This is a genomic window from Gottfriedia sp. S16(2024), from assembly GCF_050473765.1.
Classification (GTDB): domain Bacteria; phylum Bacillota; class Bacilli; order Bacillales; family Bacillaceae_G; genus Gottfriedia.
Map to the genome: position 1 here is coordinate 1,547,977 of NZ_JBFLUO010000001.1, position 20,502 is coordinate 1,568,478.

The 20,502-nt window shown below is 31.8% G+C and carries 15 protein-coding genes; 13 read left to right on the forward strand and 2 right to left on the reverse strand.

Annotated elements, in window-relative coordinates:
- The first annotated feature begins 8 nt into the window (after window positions 1-8).
- A complete protein-coding gene (locus AB1282_RS07305; protein WP_429898789.1) occupies window positions 9-587 on the forward strand; it encodes a YARHG domain-containing protein in 579 nt (192 codons plus the stop codon).
- Between the two features lie 149 nt (window positions 588-736).
- On the opposite strand, the gene AB1282_RS07310 is transcribed toward AB1282_RS07305, so the two are convergent.
- Window positions 737-2,119: a M48 family metallopeptidase gene (locus tag AB1282_RS07310; RefSeq protein ID WP_429898790.1), complete on the reverse strand. Its 1,383-nt coding sequence runs from the start codon at window positions 2,117-2,119 to the stop codon at window positions 737-739.
- Between the two features lie 245 nt (window positions 2,120-2,364).
- Between AB1282_RS07310 and AB1282_RS07315 the strand changes: the two genes are divergently transcribed.
- The 4 genes from AB1282_RS07315 (at window position 2,365) to AB1282_RS07330 (ending at window position 9,929) form a co-directional block, all read left to right on the forward strand.
- On the forward strand, window positions 2,365-3,663 hold the full coding sequence (locus tag AB1282_RS07315; RefSeq protein ID WP_429898791.1) for a TcaA 3rd/4th domain-containing protein: 1,299 nt from the start codon (window positions 2,365-2,367) through the stop codon (window positions 3,661-3,663).
- 733 nt (window positions 3,664-4,396) lie between these two features.
- Complete coding sequence (locus AB1282_RS07320) at window positions 4,397-5,014, forward strand: lysozyme family protein (protein ID WP_429898792.1); 618 nt, start codon at window positions 4,397-4,399, stop codon at window positions 5,012-5,014.
- A gap of 307 nt (window positions 5,015-5,321) precedes the next feature.
- The gene (locus AB1282_RS07325; protein WP_429898793.1) at window positions 5,322-8,156 is read left to right on the forward strand and encodes an SH3 domain-containing protein; all 2,835 of its coding nucleotides are present in this window, start codon (window positions 5,322-5,324) and stop codon (window positions 8,154-8,156) included.
- Window positions 8,157-8,282: 126 nt separating this feature from the next.
- Window positions 8,283-9,929, forward strand: a complete 1,647-nt coding sequence (locus AB1282_RS07330; protein ID WP_429898794.1) for an Ig-like domain-containing protein — start codon at window positions 8,283-8,285, stop codon at window positions 9,927-9,929.
- A 539-nt stretch (window positions 9,930-10,468) separates the two neighbouring features.
- Here AB1282_RS07330 and AB1282_RS07335 read toward each other — a convergent pair.
- The gene (locus AB1282_RS07335; RefSeq protein WP_429898795.1) at window positions 10,469-11,125 is read right to left on the reverse strand and encodes a sugar transferase; all 657 of its coding nucleotides are present in this window, start codon (window positions 11,123-11,125) and stop codon (window positions 10,469-10,471) included.
- 1,344 nt (window positions 11,126-12,469) lie between these two features.
- Here AB1282_RS07335 and AB1282_RS07340 point away from each other — a divergent pair.
- The 8 genes from AB1282_RS07340 (at window position 12,470) to AB1282_RS07375 (ending at window position 20,305) form a co-directional block, all read left to right on the forward strand.
- The gene (locus AB1282_RS07340; protein ID WP_429898796.1) at window positions 12,470-13,090 is read left to right on the forward strand and encodes a YigZ family protein; all 621 of its coding nucleotides are present in this window, start codon (window positions 12,470-12,472) and stop codon (window positions 13,088-13,090) included.
- 85 nt (window positions 13,091-13,175) lie between these two features.
- Window positions 13,176-14,219, forward strand: a complete 1,044-nt coding sequence (locus AB1282_RS07345; RefSeq protein WP_429898797.1) for an LCP family protein — start codon at window positions 13,176-13,178, stop codon at window positions 14,217-14,219.
- Window positions 14,220-14,510: 291 nt separating this feature from the next.
- The gene (locus AB1282_RS07350; RefSeq protein WP_429898798.1) at window positions 14,511-15,704 is read left to right on the forward strand and encodes a sensor histidine kinase; all 1,194 of its coding nucleotides are present in this window, start codon (window positions 14,511-14,513) and stop codon (window positions 15,702-15,704) included.
- Between the two features lie 149 nt (window positions 15,705-15,853).
- Window positions 15,854-16,531, forward strand: coding sequence for a response regulator (locus AB1282_RS07355; RefSeq protein WP_056469515.1), 678 nt, complete (start codon window positions 15,854-15,856; stop codon window positions 16,529-16,531).
- A 292-nt stretch (window positions 16,532-16,823) separates the two neighbouring features.
- The gene (locus AB1282_RS07360) at window positions 16,824-17,666 is read left to right on the forward strand and encodes a DegV family protein (RefSeq protein ID WP_429898799.1); all 843 of its coding nucleotides are present in this window, start codon (window positions 16,824-16,826) and stop codon (window positions 17,664-17,666) included.
- Between the two features lie 214 nt (window positions 17,667-17,880).
- A complete protein-coding gene (locus AB1282_RS07365) occupies window positions 17,881-19,224 on the forward strand; it encodes a DEAD/DEAH box helicase (RefSeq protein WP_429898800.1) in 1,344 nt (447 codons plus the stop codon).
- A gap of 146 nt (window positions 19,225-19,370) precedes the next feature.
- Window positions 19,371-19,901, forward strand: a complete 531-nt coding sequence (locus tag AB1282_RS07370; RefSeq protein WP_429898801.1) for a ComF family protein — start codon at window positions 19,371-19,373, stop codon at window positions 19,899-19,901.
- A 146-nt stretch (window positions 19,902-20,047) separates the two neighbouring features.
- On the forward strand, window positions 20,048-20,305 hold the full coding sequence (locus AB1282_RS07375) for a flagellar biosynthesis anti-sigma factor FlgM (RefSeq protein ID WP_056469527.1): 258 nt from the start codon (window positions 20,048-20,050) through the stop codon (window positions 20,303-20,305).
- Window positions 20,306-20,502 lie beyond the last annotated feature (197 nt).

The following is a 20,502-nucleotide window of genomic DNA, read 5'->3' on the forward strand; positions in this document are numbered from 1 at the left end:
GAAAGGATTTGGCTAATAAGGGAGAAAATGAAGTTGAAAGTCGTTCAGAACATAGAAAACTTAAGAATAAGGATGATGGTTTTAGTAGTAAACGATACTTTTCGTTAATACTCGCAATAGCTGGAGTACTAATAATAGGCGCTACAGCAATTTTTTATGTTTACCCAAAAATAATGAACGAAGGTAATATTCATCCAAAAAATGCTTCTACAGAGTCAGTGGCGGATAAGGATGTAAAAAAAGAAACAAAAAGTGAAAAGACAGCTGAAACAAAAACTAAGGAAGTAGCTAAAGAAACAACTAATAAGGAAACAAAAGTTACCGATGTAGAAAAGCAATCAAAAGATTATATTTTACCAGGTAGTAATAGTAGAAAACTAACGAATGCAGATCTAATTAAATTAGCTCCAAATGATTTACGTTTAGCCAGAAATGAAATCTATGCTAGGCACGGTTTAGTATTTAAATCTAGTGATTTGACGATTTATTTTAGCTCGAAGTCTTGGTATAAACCTAATCCAGCATATGGCGGACAGCTTAATGATGTAGAACAATATAATTTAAATTTAATTAAATCAAGGGAATAGTTGGATATACAAAAAATCTTAAGAAAAATAACTACAGTTCCTTTTAATAAGCTATTAAAAAAAGCAAAGTTCAGTGATTAATGAACTTTGCTTTTTTCATTTGTTATAATACAATGCGTTTGAAAAGAAAATAGCTACAGGAGTATGTCTTAAAGGTTAATCTCGCTTCCTTGATTAGCTAACCATTTTATGATTTTCGTTGCTCCATTTTCCTTTGCTACTTCTTTTACTGTCATTCCATCCACGTTCTTTATTGATAAGTCTGCACCTTTTTTAATTAGGTATTGGAATGTTTTTACATCATCTACATCATATGTTGTATCAAAAATAGGTGTTTCCCCAGAACTGTCTTGCTGGTTAATATTTGCTCCGTATTTTAGTAGTAAGTCAATTGCTTGCTTGTCTCCCAAAGAAGCAGCGGCATGTAAGAGTGTCCAATCATCTGCATCTCCTATAGAAGGATCAGCTCCGTTATCAAGTAATAATTTTAACATCTCTAAGTTAAGATGGTCTTCATCAGTATATGAAGTTACGAGAAGTGGAGACTCGTAGTCATCATTCAATTCATTTACGTCTGCACCTTCGTCAATTAACTCTTTAACTTGTTCAACATCGTTATCAAGTACTGCTTGCGTTAATGGTGTTTCCTTAGATAAATAACCATCAACGAATGATTGTGCTAGTGGAATCGCTTTTTCTACTAATAAGCCTGCACCGACTAAAACTCCGAACGACAATGCAAAAACAGTTATAGCAATCCCGTATACGCGTTTTGGAGTTTTAAATAGAATATCGCTTTCTACATTATTAAAATGATGCAAAGCGTTAATACGTTTTGGTAAAGTTGGATGCGACATTAATCGTTCACTTAACCAAATTAAAAAACCTTTTTCATTGCTACTATTTAATAAATATTCACGTTGATCAATTCGTTGATAATATTTGCGTCCAACTGCTAACATCGTAAGTGCTTGAGTCGATGCTTCAAAATCATTTATATAATAACTAGCCATTCGATCACTTGTATACTCACATGCACGTGAATAAGCCGAACCTAAAAAAGGAACCCAATTTGCAGGTAATACTAAAGCTTGTTTCAGAATATGATTTCGTTTAATATGTGCAAGTTCGTGTGCAATCACAAAATCAACTACTTTTGGGTTTGATTCAATCTCTTCGAATAGATCTGAATATAAAACAATCATATTCCGTCCAAAGAAACGCGTAGCAAAAGCATTTAATAATCCTCCAGATTGGATTACATAAAAATCTGGTAGAAAATAAAAGCCCATTTCCTTTGAAATTTCTCTTGTTCTCAAATATACTTCTGGAAATTGTTTTTCAGTAATCTTAACACCATTTATACGTATGTGGGCGGTGTAAATTAAATGGGCAAAGAGTGGTAAAACGATTAATATTCCTAAAATAATAAGACCAACAACACTTAAAATTAGTAATAAATAAATTGGAATACTAATAATTAAAAGTAATATAAAATAAAACGATTCTTTCCGATTAACTAACGGCTTCACTTTTTCTCCTCCTATCTCTCAGTCCTTATAGTTTAACAAGTAAATAGAGAGGATGTCATACATATATTTAAGAGAAATGAAACCAATTACTTCCACTAAATATTAAAAAAATTTCTTTTTACCCTTTAAATAAAAAATAGTATGATAGACTATAGTTTACTTTTTTAAGTATTTATTTAGATTCAATTTATATAGTAAAAACAAGCATGATTTAGAATGAAAATTTAAGGGGAAGTTAAAAATAAATGGAAACTCAGTTTAGAGAACAAAATTCCTTGTCAAGAGCGGGTATACGAACAATGAGAAATAAACGAATACCTAGTTTTAATAGAAAATGGATGTTTATTTTAATACCGATAATCGTCATATTAATTACACATTTAACATTAAATTACTTAAATTCGCCTAAAAGATTAGTGAAGATTTTTGATAAAGCTGTGTCAGATAATAATTTTAAAGAAGTCACACATATGCTACAAAAAGGCGGTACGGGGGCATCCCTAGATGAAGACTCAGTAATCGCATTTATGGATTACTTGAATAGCTATGATGTATTAGATAATTTAGACGATATGATTCAAAATAATAAAGTGGTTAATAGTAAATTAATAGATAGTCGTGGAAATTATGTGCTTTCAATTAAAAAGGGTAGTAAATTTTTAGGGATTTATCAAACTTATTTAATAAGTGCCCAACCATTCGAGTTAACGATTTCTTCGCCAATTGACGACATTGACTTAAAATTAAATAATCATATTACACACTTGAAAACAGACGAATACGAAACAACATATCACAAAATTTTACCTGGAAAGTACACTTTGGCTGTTTCATATAAAGGTGTTTATAGTGATGTTAAGGATGCAGTTGATATAGATTTTTCTTCTGCTACAAAAAATAAATTATCACAGGAATTAACCTTTAATGTTAGTTATGTTCAAATTTACTCCAACGAACCTGATGCAGAACTTTTTGTAAATGGAAAAGACACTGGGGAAAAAGTAAGTGACCTAGATCGATTTGGTCCGTTTTTATTAAATGGTAAAACAGTAGTTCACGCTGAAATTGAAAAAGATGGTGAGTTATTTAAAACAGATGATATTCCAGTTACAGGAAAATATGTGGATTTAATGTTTGATACGCCAGTTGAAAAGCAGGACGATACTGGTCAAAAAGATGGATTCTTTGCAGGACTTAAACGATTTTTTGATAAGTATTTACCAAGTCCTAAGCCTTCTTCTGATTTGGAAGAAAAGCAATTAATTAACGGATTGTTTAATCAAAATGGCCAAGCATTCTTACAGTCTAAAGAATATCAAGACAAAATTAAGAAAAAAGATACAACACAAAAACTCACAAGCTTTTCTATGAAAAATTCAAAGCAAGATGATTCAGGTATGATCATTACAACAAATGAGACGTATGAGATAACTGAAAAAAATGGAAAAACTAAAGCGAAATCATTTGAAATTACTTACCACTTCTCAAGAGAAAATGATGAATTGAAAATGGATCGAATAGTAGAAGTAAAAGAGATAAAGTAAAGTGTAGTAAAAGAGTCCACCTTAGGTTGGACTCTTTTTAGGGTAATGAAATAAAAATGGTCAAACGTAAGTTAAGTGAACATTATTGATAATACAATTCATTCTTTGATGATCCATTAATGGTTTTAAATGTTAATATGTTTGAGCGGTTTTATAATAACAACAAACTCTAGTAATTGTTTACTCTTGAGAAGTTAAAAATTTTTAAGAACAAATTTTTATAAAAACAAGTATAAATGATTATTATAATAAGTTATGTTTGGTCTTAATTGACATACAAACTGATTAACAAGCTATTGTGTTACTCTAGTAAAAGTTATTAGAGTAGTTTTTTAGTATAATCATTTTTTTGATGAAAGAGTTGATTGGAACGAAGGGGTGCTCGACTCCTATGGGATATGCGGGAAGGCTGGCCGAGGAGGCTAAAGAATCTCGCCCCATGGAAAGCGTGCACCCTGTAGTGGAAATCAACATCACTAAACTCCCTTTACGAAAATTTGATAATTACTTGAAAAGAGCCCAATTAAGATTGGACTCTTTTTTTGTAGATTCAGAGTTGGAGGAGCCCGCAAATATTAAGCTGGGGTTAAAAGAGCGACATTCTTATTAAGTGTTTATTAAAAGAAATATTTCTTTTTTCACATTTTAATGTCAAATATATGTAGTTTTAGCACATTGCTTTTTTAAATAGGAATATTCGTTATAATGTATTAAAGAGAAATGTTTGGAGGTAATGAAAAAGAATAGAATGTGGAAATTTATTAAAAAACTTCTTTTATCTACACTTCTGATGTCAATTATTGGGTTATTTGCGATCTATCGTTACTATTTCCAAGGCGTGTTGAAGTATGAAACACAAGTTTATACTGAATTAAAGGCGTCTGATTTAGAAGAATACACTCCTTTATTACTAGGTCTAATGATGCAAGAAACGAAGGGGAAAGGAAAAGATCCAATGCAGGCTTCAGAATCACTAGGACTTGCAAAGGATAGTATTCAAGATACTTCAAAAAGCATACAACAAGGGGTCTCACACTTTAAAGACGTGTATTCCTATGGTAAAAAACAAGGCGTTGATTTACAAACCATAATACAAAGTTACAATATGGGAATTGCCTATATTGATTTTGTAAAAAAACATGGTGGTAAACATTCAGATCAACTTGCTAAAACGTATTCACTATCGATGGTGGAGACGAATCCTGAGCTTTATACGTGTAATAATAATAAGAAAAATTTCAGATATCCATATTGTTATGGAGACTTCACATATAGTCAAAAAGTAATGAAAAAAACAAAGTACTTTGAGATTTTAGTCCCGCTTAAACATAATATTGTAGGAAAACCATAGTCCATGGAGAAGAGTAAATGTCTTCTTTATGGACTTTTTAACTTTTTTTTTAGAATTGTGTCAATTTAATTACAAAATGGTTGTCGTTTCGATAAAACAAAACAATTTCCTTTTTTTACCGATATAATTATTGAACAAAACAATTCAAATTCCGACATTTTATGACTTATACTTAACTTTAGTGTTAATTTTTGTTAATTTCATTTTAAAAACATTTATAATTTATTAATTTTACTAGCTTAATAGAATTGGATTGTTTTATTCTACGGTTTAAATGTAAAAATGGTAGGAAAGGAAAGTTAGATACATGAAAAAAATGGGAAGAGTACTTTTGGTATCAACAGGCATCTTGGTAGGCACCTCCAGCATTTCCTGTCCTAATATTGGTTTGGAAACATCAAAAGCGAGTGCAGCGATCGTAAATATTAAAACGAAGTATCAAACGACAGCAAATCTAAATTTAAGACAGGGGGCAGGTACAACTTATAAGTCCATTTTGACTATTCCAAAAGGAAAAGTAATTACTGCTACTCAAAGAAATGGTAAATGGTACAAAGTGACTTATAGTTCAAAAACTGGTTGGGTAAGTGGTACTTATTTAAAGGAATATTATAAATATACTACTCAAGCGACTGCATATTATTTTACAAATAAAACTACTAAACTATATCCAACGCCTGATACCAAAAAAGCTGCAGTATATTCTGTAGTTGTTAATAATGGGTTTTATAGTACTCAAAATATTGTAAATAGCATTGGCCAAACATGGTTCCGCGTTAGTTACAATGGCAAAACATTGTATGTAAATAGCGCAGATGTTACGAAAAGTGCTGTAGCTACATTTGCCCAAACAAAATATAAAGCAATTAAAAATACAAGTTTATATCAAACATATGGTATATCATCTAAAGCGCTATCAAGTATTCCGGCTGGTACGGTTATTTCATCATCAAAACGTGTTGGTAACTGGTATATCGTCACGCTTAATGGTAAAACGGGATATGTTTATATTAATAACTTTACAAAAGTAAATGAAATAAAATATGAAACAACAAGTACTGCATATTATTTTACGAAAGCAGTCACGAACTTATACGCAACTCCAGATGCAACTAAACCTGTAGTAACTACAGTTAGTGGAGATAATGGCTTTGCTTCAACTCAAAAAGCAACAGATGTAGTAGGGAAGCTCTGGTATCGAATTAATTACAAAGGACAAAATCTTTATGTTAAGAGTGAAGATGTAACTGCAAATAGCTTTACAACGTTTACCACTACGAAATATAAAGCACTTAATGCAACATATTTATATGATTCGTTCGGTAATGCATCAAAACAGCTTATTCAAATTCCAAAAGATACAGTTATCCTGATTAGCAAAAAAATTGGTAATTGGTATAGTGTGACTTATAACGGTGTAAGTGGATATGTTCATATTAGCAACTTTACAAAAGTAAATGAAATAAAATATGAAACAACAAGTACTGCATACTATTTTACAAAAGCAGTCACGAACTTATACGCAACTCCAGATGCAACTAAACCTGTAGTAACAACAGTTAGTGGAGATAATGGCTTTGCTTCAACTCAAAAAGCAACAGATGTAGTAGGGAAGCTCTGGTATCGAATTAATTACAATGGACAAAATCTTTATGTTAAGAGTGAAGATGTAGCTGCAAATAGCTTTACAACACTTACTACTACGAATTATAAAGCACTTAATACAACATATTTATATGAATTGTTCGGCAATGAATCAAAACAGCTTATTCAAATTCCAAAAGATACAGTTATCCCGATTAGCAAAAAAATTGGTAATTGGTATAGTGTGTCTTATAAAGGTGTAAGTGGATATGTAAAAGCAGTGGATTTCGGAAAAAGTGATGTCGTGACAATAACTAATATAACAGATACGACATATATTACGACTTCAGAATTAAATATGCGTCAAACGTATGATGCTTCTTCATCATTACTTACAGTAATACCGGTTAATATGGTTTTAATTGCGACTGATAAAGCTTCTAACAATTGGTATAAAGTTAGTTACAATGGTAAAACGGGATATGTATCTGGATCATATATCAAGCAAGTAAAGACTGGTGACCCAATGACATCAAGAGATAGCTACCAGTTTATCGATCTGCGTACACCTTCGCCTGTAACTGCTGCGCAAATTAATACCTATATTGCTAGTAATGTGAAAAGCGGAGCTAAGAGTATACTGACTAATCAAGGACAATTATTTATTAATGCTGGAAATAAATATGGTGTAAATGCACTTTATTTAGCAGCACATGCCATTCATGAAAGTGGATTTGGTACTTCTCAAATTTCATTAGGAAAAAATAACTTATTTGGCTTTGGTTCATATGATGCAACACCATACATAGCATCATACAAATTTATGAGTGTACAAGAAAATATAGAGTATATTGCACGCTCAATTAAGTCTACCTATTTAAATCCAAGTAACTGGAAATATCATGGTGCATATCTTGGATTTAGTACTAAAGATATGAGTAATGTAAGAATAGATGCAGCGAGTGAAGGGATGAATTTTTATTACGCGACTGATCCAAACTGGGGTAATTTGATTGCGCAACATATGCAAAAAATTCTACCGTTTGATAAAGCGTATTATGATAAAGCTCAACCGAATACTACGATTCCGGGCAGTCCATCTACCCCTGTTGGTAGTGATGTATTCCCTGCTAATATCCAAGCAGTTGCAAAAGGAAACATTGATCTATACACTGCAAAGGGAGATGCGGCTAAAGTGAAATCGATCTCAGCTGGTACCGCCTTCCTTCTTCTTGAAAAAACAAATGATTATTGGATTAAATTATCAATTGATGGAAATGTTTTTTGGACAAACAGTATCAAGTTAAATGCCTATAGTCAAACTTTATCTGTTAAAAACTTAGGTAGAACAACAGATGCTTTAAACGTGCGCTCATCTGCAACTACAGCTGTAAGCAATATAATTAGTACGTTGAACCTTAATACTTATGTAAGTATTGTTACAAATACAGATGGTACTTTAACAATGGATAGTACAAAAAAATGGTATAAAATCCAATTAGCGGACGGAAGCTTTGGATGGGTATCTTCAAGTTATGTTAGACAAGAATTAAAATAAAAAAGTGACTCCTCGTGAGTCACTTTTTTACTAGTTTAATTGAGTAACAATTTTTAAGATAAATATGTTTATATGTTACAATGAAAAATAGAAAATTATTTAACTAGATTGGGGAGGAGTAAAATTTTGAAATCAACAATGTTAAAAGTAGGTTTATTAACGACGCTTTCCATTGGCTTAGTTGCTGGAAAAGCATCAGCAGCAACGGATTGGTCCATGAAATGTTTACCAATGGGCGCAATTAAACAAAATGTAAATCCATCTAATCAACAAATTAACTGTTTATTAACGAATGCAGCATTAAGTAAGAATATTCCACCTGAGGTTGTAAAATCAATTGCAATGAAAGAATCATCATGGAGACAATTTGATGAAAAAGGACAACCGGTTGTTTCTACAGATAATGGATTTGGAATTATGCAAGTGACGGATTCAAACATTGATACAGAGAAATTGAAAAGTGACATCGTATATAATATTGAAACTGGTGTTAATATTTTAGACCAGAAGTACAAATTATCGTCATTACCAAAAATAAAAGATGCAGGAAGAGAAATTATTGAAAACTGGTATTTTCCTGTAATGGCGTATAACGGTACAATGCCTGTGAATAGTCCGTTAAAAAGAAATGATGACCATTTAATCATAAGGAACTTGGAAACTTATCAAGATAAAGTATTTAACATCATTGAAGACCAAAGTTTATTAGGAAGTACAAAACTTGCTAAATATCCATTTGCATATGATGATTTTACTTATGATCCAAAACTAAACGAAAGTATAAAATTTAATAAGCCGGTTTATACAATGACAAGTGGATTACATGAGTCTGCTTATTTATTGAAAAAAGGCGATATCGTTAAAGTAACAATGGCTGGCACAAAGCTAAGAACTCAACCGAATACTTCATCTTCATATACAGCTCAACCTTTAAATCAGGTATTTGTTATTAATGGAGAATTTAAATACACTGAACCAAATAGTAGCTTAAATCATTTTGTATGGTTCCCAGTAAAATCAACTGATGGGAAAAAATCAGGTTATATCGCTTCTTCATATATTGCCAAAAAGAAAGATTTTGTAGCTCCAATCGTAACTGGGGTAAAAAATAATATTTCATATAATAAAGACGTAAAAATTACCTTTGATGAAGGTACTGCTTTATTAAATGGTGCAGGATTTAAAAATGGTCAAATAGTTAGTAAACAAGGCAAATACACTTTAGTTGTGAAAGATGAGGAAAGTAACACAACTACAATCACCTTTACAATTGATAAAACAAAACCTACAACACCAACAATGAGTACAGTTTCAGATCAATCAACTACTGTTACGGGAACGGCAGAAGCAGGTTCTACAGTTAAACTATACATTAATGGTAAGTTTCAAAAAAGCACAACAGCCGCATCAAATAAAAGCTATAAGTTTACAATTTCAAAGCAAAAAAGTGGTTCGACAGTTAGTGTAACTGCTACGGATAAAGCTGGAAATGTAAGTGCAACAAAGTCTTTAAAAGTATTAGATAAAACACCACCAGCTCTTCCAGTTGTTAATAATGTTACTTCAAAATCAAAAACTGTAACAGGAAGTGCTGAGAAAAATGCTTCAGTGAAGGTTTATCGAGGAAGTACATTAATAGGTCAAAGCTCCGTTAATTCTAGTGGTAAATTTTCTGTGTCAATAAAAGTACAGAAAGCAAACACGTATTTAAAGGTTTATGTCATTGATAAATCAGGAAACAAAAGTGTTCGTACGATTAAAGTTATAAAATAGCAAAAAGCGATGCAATAAGGTTTTTTCTTATTGCATTGTTTTTTTTTGATTTTTCAAGTTCTTATGGAAAGAGTAAATATATTTGTTACAAACTTTGAATTAATTGTTTCATTTCTAATGCTCGATAAATTAGAGACGAGCATCTGCTTTTTCATAATCTATTTAGGATGAATGCAATTTGTTTTTAATATGTGGATAACTTGTTAATAAAATTAGTATTTATCGACAGGAAGAAATGTTTAACATTTTTCATTTTGAAAGAATTTTGTCGTATCTTAATATTTCTTAGCTGCTTGTATTAATTTATAAACAAGTGGTTTGTGGATAAGTATTATATGTTATCCACAAATTGTTAATAAACTTCAGAAATTGTGGGTAATTTTCGGAATTTAAAGTGTTTTTTTACCTTAACAATTATTTAATGATTAATACAACTTATTATTAAAGAAATTAAAAGGCCTTTTCCCAAATGAGAAAAGGCCTTTTGTTAAATTATTCTTATTTTTAATTAAGAGAATTCTGAACTTGTCTTATATTACTTAACGAGCACCTTCACCAGTCAAGACAACTTTAATTGTTTTAAACATAATTCGAATGTCCAAAATGATTGATTGATGTTCTATATAATGTAAATCCAAGACTAACTTCTCTTTCGGTGTTAATTCATACCCGCCATTCACTTGTGCCCAACCAGTTAACCCTGGTTTGACTGTTAAGCGATTAGTGAAGCCTGGTACTTCGTGATTAAATTTGACTAAAAAAAACGCTCTTTCAGGTCTAGGACCAACAAGACTCATATCTCCACGTAAGACATTGACAAACTGCGGTAATTCGTCGATACGAGTTTTTCGAAGGAAGTGACCAAGTTTTGTAATGCGAGGATCATCCGTACTAGCCCATTGTGGTCCATTTATCTCTGCATCCATACGCATTGTTCTTAACTTATAAATATTAAAAATCTTCCCATTTAATCCAACTCGTTCTTGTATGAAAAGAGCAGGGCCAGGAGAATCAATTTTTATTAAAGCAATAAAGAACAATACAAATGGTAAAGAAATAACAAACGCGAGCGACGCAAAGACAATATCCAATGTTCTTTTTATAAATGAATAAAAAATACTTTTCTTTTTTAATGACTCAAGTTGTTGAATGGAATATCGGCTTTCAACCTTTTGTTGAGTATTCTGTAAGGCCATTTAAACACCCCAGTTTATAATTTAGGCCCATCCTTGCAAGTGCATTGCAACATGTCCTAATGTATAACGTTTACGTTGTATAACATCATAACAATTATAAATGTTCGCAGAAAAAAATCAAATTAATTTTATGTTACAGGCTTATTACTCCACATAAAAAGTTCACAAGGGTACCTTACACTTGTAGTGTGTGCAAGAATGATTTATTAATCGGCATTACATTAATTAGTAATAGATCAAGTTTTTGTCCAGGTCGACTTTTTAGTTATTATTATTTTAGCATAAAGTAAGTGGAAAAATACGTCGCTTTGAATAGCACTTTTCCAAAGAAATCAAAACCCCATATAGATGTCTCCATACTTAAATGCACTATCATACGTTATTGTAAGAAAATAACTAAATAAAATCATCTGATATAAGAACAAAAGAGGATTTTACTACCTTTTAATTACCTTTGTTTTGTAATTGGGTATGTAATAACAATATTTTGATGATTCTCCTTATAATTTATTATGAATAAATTTAGGTTTTTTATCCTTACTTTAAATCATAAGTAATCCTATTTTTATTTTCTTCCAAAAATCAACTCCCTCTTTTGTAATTGCCCAAAATTTTTAAACTTATGTCAAACATTCGTTTAGCACTTTTCATCGCTGTTCTATTTGGCTTTGAATTAAGTTAACGCAATTTATAATTTATAAAGTCTCATAAAGGACTATATATAATTTTCAGAGTGGAGTGTCCCTTTTAATTTTATGATGGTAAATAAAATGCTCTTATTAACCGCAGTTTTAATCACCGCATTATTAAACTTATTACCGCAGAAGAAATATGATTCTAATATTTTTTGAACGTTTAGATAATCTTCTTCCTCGAAAAAAGCGTAAGCCGAATAAACTTTTGTATAAAACTTTAAATAGTAAATGAAAAAACAAATATTAGTGGGGACATGACTAGATATGATTAAAGATGAAATGGATATCACTTAGTTTTCAATATGGTTAAATTTAATTTAAATTGAGTAGAAATCTCTTGATGTGGAAGCAGTAGATGATATAAATTTTTTTATGCATAGCGGATAGACAGTTTGAAATTCGTATGAATAAGAAAACTATACTTCTGTATGAAATGATTAGATCAAATCGGCTGATCATATTGTAGTTGCTTAAAGTTTCCTACTAGATAATTAAGCATTATTACTAATGTTACTGTATAAAATCTTGTCAGTAAATACTTACTTTTGAAGAATGTTAGTGTTTTTTAAGGAATGGAATGAATAATTGTAGTAATATATTGAAGTGAGTCGAAATTTTTGTTTAATTTAGTCGAAAGGTTAGGTGTTAAATGCTAGCGAATTATTTCACGGTTTGTGGCTTTGGTAGTCATGAGATTGAGATTGAAAAATCGAAATTTATTTGTTACATAAATGAAGCGAAAACTGAAGTTGATGCGCAACGATTCATTTCAGAAATTAAAAAAAAGCATTTTGATGCATCCCATAATTGCTCAGCTTATTTAATCGGTGAAAACGATGAAATTCAAAAAGCCAATGATGATGGTGAACCGAGTGGTACGGCTGGGGTTCCAATGTTAGAAGTTTTGAAAAAGAGAGGATTAAAAGATACTGTTGTTGTTGTAACAAGGTATTTTGGCGGTAAAAAGCTTGGAGCAGGAGGATTAATTCGTGCATATGGACAGGCAGTCAGTGAAGGGTTAAACGCTGTTGGAATTGTTGAGCGCTCATTAGTAAAAGTAATGAACATAAAGATTAATTATAAATTGTTAGGTAAAGTAGAGTTCGCTTTACGTAACTCACATTATCATTTAGAAAATGTTAACCACATGGAAGATGTAAACTTTGAACTTTGGATTAAGATTGATGAAGTAGATATCTTCAAAAACTGGATGATTGAGTTAACAAATGGTAGTTGCCATATAAATGAAAGTATTGTTAAATACATGTAGTAGTTTAGCTATTATAAATAGTGAATTTTTGACTAATTTCAAATAGAACAATCATACTAACTTTAAAGGAGGTCTCTTCGAACGTATGAATCAGAATCATTCTCGAAAAATGGCCAAGAAAAGAAGAAAGAAAAAGAGAGGCTTAATTGGTAGGCTATTATTACTTGTCATTGTAGTAGCCTTAGTGTTTGTAGGATATAAAGGCGTTAGAACATATCTAGAATTAAATAAAGCAACAAAAGGAGAAGACATTTCTTCAAACTTAAGAAGTGAAAAAGTTGCAATATCGAAAGATCCAATATCGATTCTCTTCTTAGGGATTGAGAACTATTCAACTGGTGGAAAGGGTGGACGAACTGACTCGATGATTCTTGCTACCTTTAATCCAAAAGAAGAGACAATTAAAACAATGAGTATTCCTCGTGATACATATGTAAGTATCCCTGGACATGCAGATAAAACTAAAATAAACCATGCATATTCATATGGCGGTTTACAATTAACAGTTGATACTGTTGAGCAATTCTTAAATGTACCAATTGATTATTACGTTACTGTCGACTTTAATGGATTTAAAAACATAGTTGACGCTGTTGGTGGAATAGATGTTGATGTACCTTTTGACTTCTGGGAAAATACAGATACTACACCAAGGAAAAAGGTTTACTTTACAAAAGGTATGATGCATTTAGATGGACAACAGGCATTAGCGTATTCACGTATGCGTAAACGTGATCCTCGTGGTGATTTTGGGCGTGAAGAAAGACAACAGCAAGTAATTAAAGCGATCTTAAATGAAATAAAATCACCTGAAACAATCATGAAAATGGATCAATATGCGAAAGTGTTCAGCAAAAATATTAGTACGAACATGAAAATGAGCGGTGGTATTTCACTTGCGAAGCATTTACCTAATATCTCTGAAAATGACTTAGAAACAATAAAACTAAAAGGTCACGACGATACGATTCACGGTATTTACTATTATGTTCCTGAAGAGGAGAGTGTAAGCGAAATTACTAGCAAATTCCGTGTTCACTTAGGTTTAGAAAAACCACCTGCAAAAAATACAACTAATACAATTAATTCAGATAGTAGTTCTGAAAATGAAAATAGTACCAATCAATAAATAGGCAAAAAGCTGATTCTTTTACGGGAATCAGCTTTTTTATTGGGTCAATCGTAATATATTTGTAACACTTGTTAACATTGTGTTAAGGATGTTATAGAAGGGTATGTATTTTTTTAAAAATATAATAAAATACCAATATGTATTGGAAAAATAAGGGTTGAATCGGAAAATATAAAAATTTTTGCTTATTTCAAATTTTTGTACAATTATAATCCTAATTACATTATAATATTAAATATACATAAATTTATTAGTCATTTAGTAATAGACTAATGGGGGAAAAGGTGAATGACAGCTAGGAAAATGGACAATCAGACACTAGACGAAATCATGGATAATATGCTCTCATCTGTTATAGATAGTAAGTCCCATGTGTTTGGAATTGTTGAAGATACTCGCTCTGAATACGAGACATTAAGAGTAGAGCTTGAAGAAGTAAAATTACAAGTAGTAGAGAAGATTGAAAATACGGTTAGATTAGACTTATTAGCACGAGCGGCACGCCAAAAATTAACTGAAGTAGATGGGGATTATACTAGATATACTGAATTTCAAGTAAAGGCAGTATATGAAACAGCCCAAAATATCCAGGAACAGCATTTTCTTTCATTAAAAGAAGAAAAAGTTCTAAACCATCGTAGAAAAGAATTAGAATATAAACTTCAGATTTTGTTAGAGAAACTACAAAAAGCCGAATTGTTAGTTGCCCGTATTTCAATTGTTTTAAACTACCTTAATACAGACTTTAAGCAAGTTAGTCATTTACTTGAAGATGTAAAACAAAAACAAGAATTTGGATTTCAATTGATACAAGCTCAGGAAGAAGAGCGCATAAAGTTATCACGTGAAATACATGATGGGCCTGCCCAAACGTTGGCTAGTATATTAATGCAATCAGATTTTTTAATTAAAACATATCGCCAAAGACCAGAAGAGGATGCAAGAAAGGAATTAGGTGATATAAAGGAACAAGTCCGTTGTGCGCTAGGGGAAGTAAGAAGAATTATATACGATCTACGCCCAGTGGCATTAGATGATTTAGGATTAGTTCCAGCCCTTAATAAATATTTAAAATCGCTTGAGTCGTATAAGCATATTGAAATTAAATTTGAATATTGCGGTCAAAGCAAAAAAAGACTTAATTCAAAAATAGAAGTTGCGATCTTTAGAATCGTCCAAGAGGCAGTTCAAAACGCATGTAAGCATGCTAATCCATCAACAATTTTTGTTAGATTAGAGTTTTTAAGAAATAAAATTAATGTTTTAGTACAGGATGATGGAGTTGGTTTTCCTGTTGAAGGTGGCCAAAGCGAAAACTCTTTTGGATTAATAGGAATGAAAGAACGCGTTGAGTTACTAAATGGTGATTTTAAAATCGAATCAATACTAGAAGTAGGTACGACAATTAGCATTACTTTAGATGTAGAAATAGAGAATGAGTTAGAAATGGTATTTCAAAATGAAACGTCTGAAAATTTTTAAAAGTAAAATTTTATTTCATGTTTTTGGATATTTGCGTCCAAACCACCCGTAAAACATGTTAGAATATACTATAATTTAGAAAAAAATACCAATTTATACAAATTTCGATAGATTAGCAAACTAGAACAAATAAACAGAGGAGTAATGAAATGAAAACTAGAATTGCAATTGTAGATGATCATAAACTGTTTCGTGAAGGAATTAAGAGAATCCTAGATTTTGAAGAGAGTTTTGATGTTGTTGCTGAAGGTTCAGACGGTACAGAGGTCGTAGGTATCATGGATCAACATCAAGTAGATGTATTAATTGTTGATATAAACATGCCGACAATGAACGGAGTAACTGCTACAAAAGCATTACTAGAAAAATATCCTGATGCAAAAGTAATCATTTTGTCAATTCATGATGATGAATCATATGTAACTCATGTCCTAAAGGTGGGTGCAAGAGGCTATTTATTAAAAGAAATGGACTCAGATACACTAATTGAAGCGATTAAAGTCGTTACAAAAGGTGGATGTTATTTACATCCGAAGATTACTCACAACCTAGTAGAAGAATTTAGAAGACTATCACTTAAGGAACAGTTATTTAAATCTCGTGAAGTAGAAGTACGCCGTCCATTACATTTACTTACTAGAAGAGAATGTGAAGTACTTCAAATGTTAGCAGATGGTAAAAGTAACCGTGCTATAGGTGAAGCTCTCTTCATTAGTGAAAAAACCGTCAAAAACCATGTAAGTAATATTCTGCAAAAGCTAGAAGTAAATGACCGTACTCATGCTGTAGTAACGGCAATTCGTAACGCTTGGGTTGAAGTGAAATAGTTGCAAAAACAGAGTATCGGATGATCGGTACTCTGTTTTATTTTTTAGACAAAGTACAATTAATTTGTTTTTTTACTTTTAGTCTGAAACATGGAATCAATAAAATGCCCACTTTTTCTTTTCAATAAATAGGCTTTTAAGTATAATAAGTCTTTCTAAGTCTAACTGAATTGTCGAATTGGCTCAGAGTAAAGAGAATGAAATACAATGATTTTACTTAATTAGTTGTGTAAAATTAAACCATTAAATACATAGATAAACGTTACTATATATAATAAGAAAGGATATGACAATGAGAACTGCAATTGTTACAGATAGTACATCTTATATCCCAAAGGAAGTAAGAGATTCTTTAGATATACATATGTTACCCCTTAATGTAATCTTCGGAGATGCGTCCTACCAAGAAGAAGTTGAAATTACAGCCGAACAATTTTTCCTCAAGGTCCGTGAACAAAAGGAGCTTCCAAAAACTTCACAGCCTGCATACGGCACGATAATTGAAAAATTTGAACAGCTATCAAAAGAATATGAGGCTGTTGTTGCAATCACTTTATCAAGTGGAATTAGTGGAACATATCAGAGTATTGTATCAGCTGGTTCAATGATTGATAACTTAGAAGTAGTCGCTTATGATTCAGAAATTAGCTGCATGGTCCAAGGGTTTTATGTCATTGAGGCTGCAAAAATGGCAAAGGAGGGTGCTGGACCAACTGAAATCATTGAGCGTTTAGATGAAATAAAAAAATCTGCAAATGCTTACTTCATGGTTTTTGATTTAGATCACCTACAACGCGGTGGAAGACTTTCTAGTGCACAAGCATTTGTAGGAAGTTTGCTTCAAGTAAAGCCAATTCTAACATTTGTAGACAAAAAAATTGTAGCCTTTGAAAAAATCCGAACTGAAAAAAAGGCAATGAAACGAATTACAGATTTATTTGGCGAAGTTGCATCAAAAGGCGAAAAAATGAAAGCAGTCGTTATTCACTCAAGTCGTGAAGAAGATGCAAAAAAATTAGCCCAACAACTTAGTGAAACATATCCGAATGTTGAATTAGAAACTTCATATTTTGGCCCAGTAATTGGAACGCATCTTGGTGAAGGTGCCTTAGGGTTGGGTTGGTATGTTGTTTGAGAAGGAGCTCCTTTGATTAGGGGCTTTTTTTGTTTTGTGCTGTGAAAATTTGTTATCGTAATGATTTTGGTATGCTTAACAAATGTAAAAGACACAAATTATTTATATAGCTGACAAGAAATTTTCACTAGTGTTCATGCTATTAGTGACTGATTGAATGTAATATTGAAAGATGCCCATATTGGGCAATTACTAAAAGAAAGTAGGTTAATAAATGGACAAATTTTACGGTAGAAAACTCCAACTTCTCCCCTCAACAAATCATCAGGATATCCCTCCAACCAGTCTAGTCATTCAAGCGGTTCAAAAAGTTAAAACTCGTTATCAATGCTTCCGTTGTGGTAATCAAAATCAACACTTTTTCGCTACTCACTTTTGTGCAAAATGTTCATCACTGTGTACATATTGTCGAAAATGTATCATTATGGGAAAAATGTCGACATGTACAGAGCTAGTCATTAATGAAGTTGATATGAAATTAGATTCATCAATTACTGGACTCGAATGGGATGGAAAACTTTCACCTCAGCAAAAAGAAGCATCTATTAAAGTAGTTGAAGCTGTGAACGAAAATCAGAATTTGCTACTTTGGGCAGTTTGTGGTGCAGGAAAAACAGAAATGTTGTTTGAAGGGATTGAAGCTGCACTTCAGCAAGGTAAATTCGTTTGTATTACAACTCCTAGAGTTGACGTTGTTTTAGAGCTAGCGACTAGATTCAGACAAGCCTTCCCTACTATTTCAATTTCAGTACTTTATGGAGGTAGTGAAGAGATATGGGATGGAAATAGGATAACAATTTGTACAGTACATCAGTTAATGAAATTTAGGCGTACCTTCCACTTATTAATTATCGATGAAGTTGATGCTTTTCCTTATAATATTGAAACACATTTGCACTGGGTTGCAAATGAATCAAGAACAATTAAAGGTTCTACAGTACAAATGACTGCTACCCCCTCTAGTGAACAACAACTACTTGCACTTAAAGATAAAATCAAAAATGTAATGGTCCCCGCAAGATACCATAGGCAACCCCTACCAGTACCGAGCTTTGAATGGATTGGTAACTGGCGTAAAACGATCCGCAAATCACAAGAACTTCCAACTTCTTTAGAAAAATGGATAAAATTATTTATTCAAAAAAGCTGCCCAATCTTTTTGTTTGTCCCTACAATTAATGAATGTATTTTTATAGAAGAGGCTGTTAAAAAGATAACAATTAAATCAGCATCAGTTCATAGTCAAGATCCTCAAAGACATGAAAAAGTAAGTGCTTTTCGAAATGGTGATACTCAAGTTTTAATCACAACGACAATTTTAGAGAGAGGCGTTACGATTTCGAATAGCCAAATTGCGGTAATAGGCGCTGATGAAGAGATCTTTACTGAAAGTGCACTAGTTCAAATTGCAGGGCGTGCTGGTAGGCATATTAAATATGCAAATGGAGAAGTTATCTTTTTTCACAATGGAATTAGCGAAGAAATGGTCAAAGCTAAAAAGCAGATACTTCTAATGAATCATTTAGGTTTCGAGAAAGGTTGGTTGGATCATAAGTGATTTGTGTATATTGTGGTGTTCGATTTATTGAGAAGTTCTCCTTGCATAAATTGTTTTTTCAAAGCAATGAATCAGTTTGTTCACAATGTCTAGCGAAATTTAAAAGAATTATTGGTCCTGTTTGTGAAATTTGTTGTGGTTATATTATGGAGAATCAAAAGCATTGTAAAAATTGTATAGAGTATATGAGGTTAAAGCCAGATATGCCGTTAATTATTAATAAGTCGATATTTCATTACACAAATGAAATAAAAGAATGGCTCAATAATTTTAAATTTTTTGGTGATGTTCAATTAGCATCTATATTTGCAAGTGATTTGAGGGAATACTATGAAAATTCTTACGAAAATTATAAAATAGTTCCAATACCTCTAAGTGATGCGAGACTAAAGGAAAGAGGTTTTAATCAAGTTGAAGTACTCGCACAATACGCAGGTTTAAACTTAACAAATTGTTTAGAAAGAATTCATACTGAAAAACAAAGTAAGTTAAACCGTTATGAGAGACTAAGCCGAGAACAAGTTTTTTCTTATTGTGGTGAGGAAAAATTCGATAACGAATCGATCGTAATACTTGATGATGTGTATACAACTGGTAAAACGGTACAAGATGCCGCAACAATATTGTTACAAAATGGTGCCACGGAAGTACATTCACTCACTTTGATTCGGGCATAAAACTAGGTAACTTGTCATGTATAAAAGGACTTAATTTTACCACTAGTTTTACCGATATAAATAGTGGTCATTGGGCAGAATAAAACAAAAATATAATTAATAATAAAGTGACGAGGTATAAAACGATTAGCGATGAGGTGAGAAAAGTGAAGGGTAATGCATCTGATGAGGATAAAGTTCATTTACATCAATACAACATAGAAAAAATCGAACTAAATAAACGAGAACAAGAAGGAAAAATAGAAATCTCCCCTCAAGCGAAGGATAATCTAATCGCCAATCAGATAATCGCAAAACGTGATGAACGTATACAGCAATTAAAAAAACAAATTGACGAGGGAACATACAAAGTTCAACCAATGAAAGTGGCTGAAAAAATGCTTAGTTATTTTAATAAGAAATAAAGATAAAACAAAAGACTAAAAAAAGAGATAAATTAAGAAGTTAAGCATTAAACTAGTTGGATCAAGGCCAACAATCGAATCGGGCTGTACTAAAATGGTTAACTATATAAGAAGAAAATAGGGAAGAACTTAGCAGATAGGTTAAGTTCTTTCTGTATGTTGGTAAGGAAATTAAAAAGGATTTTCATACAAAACGA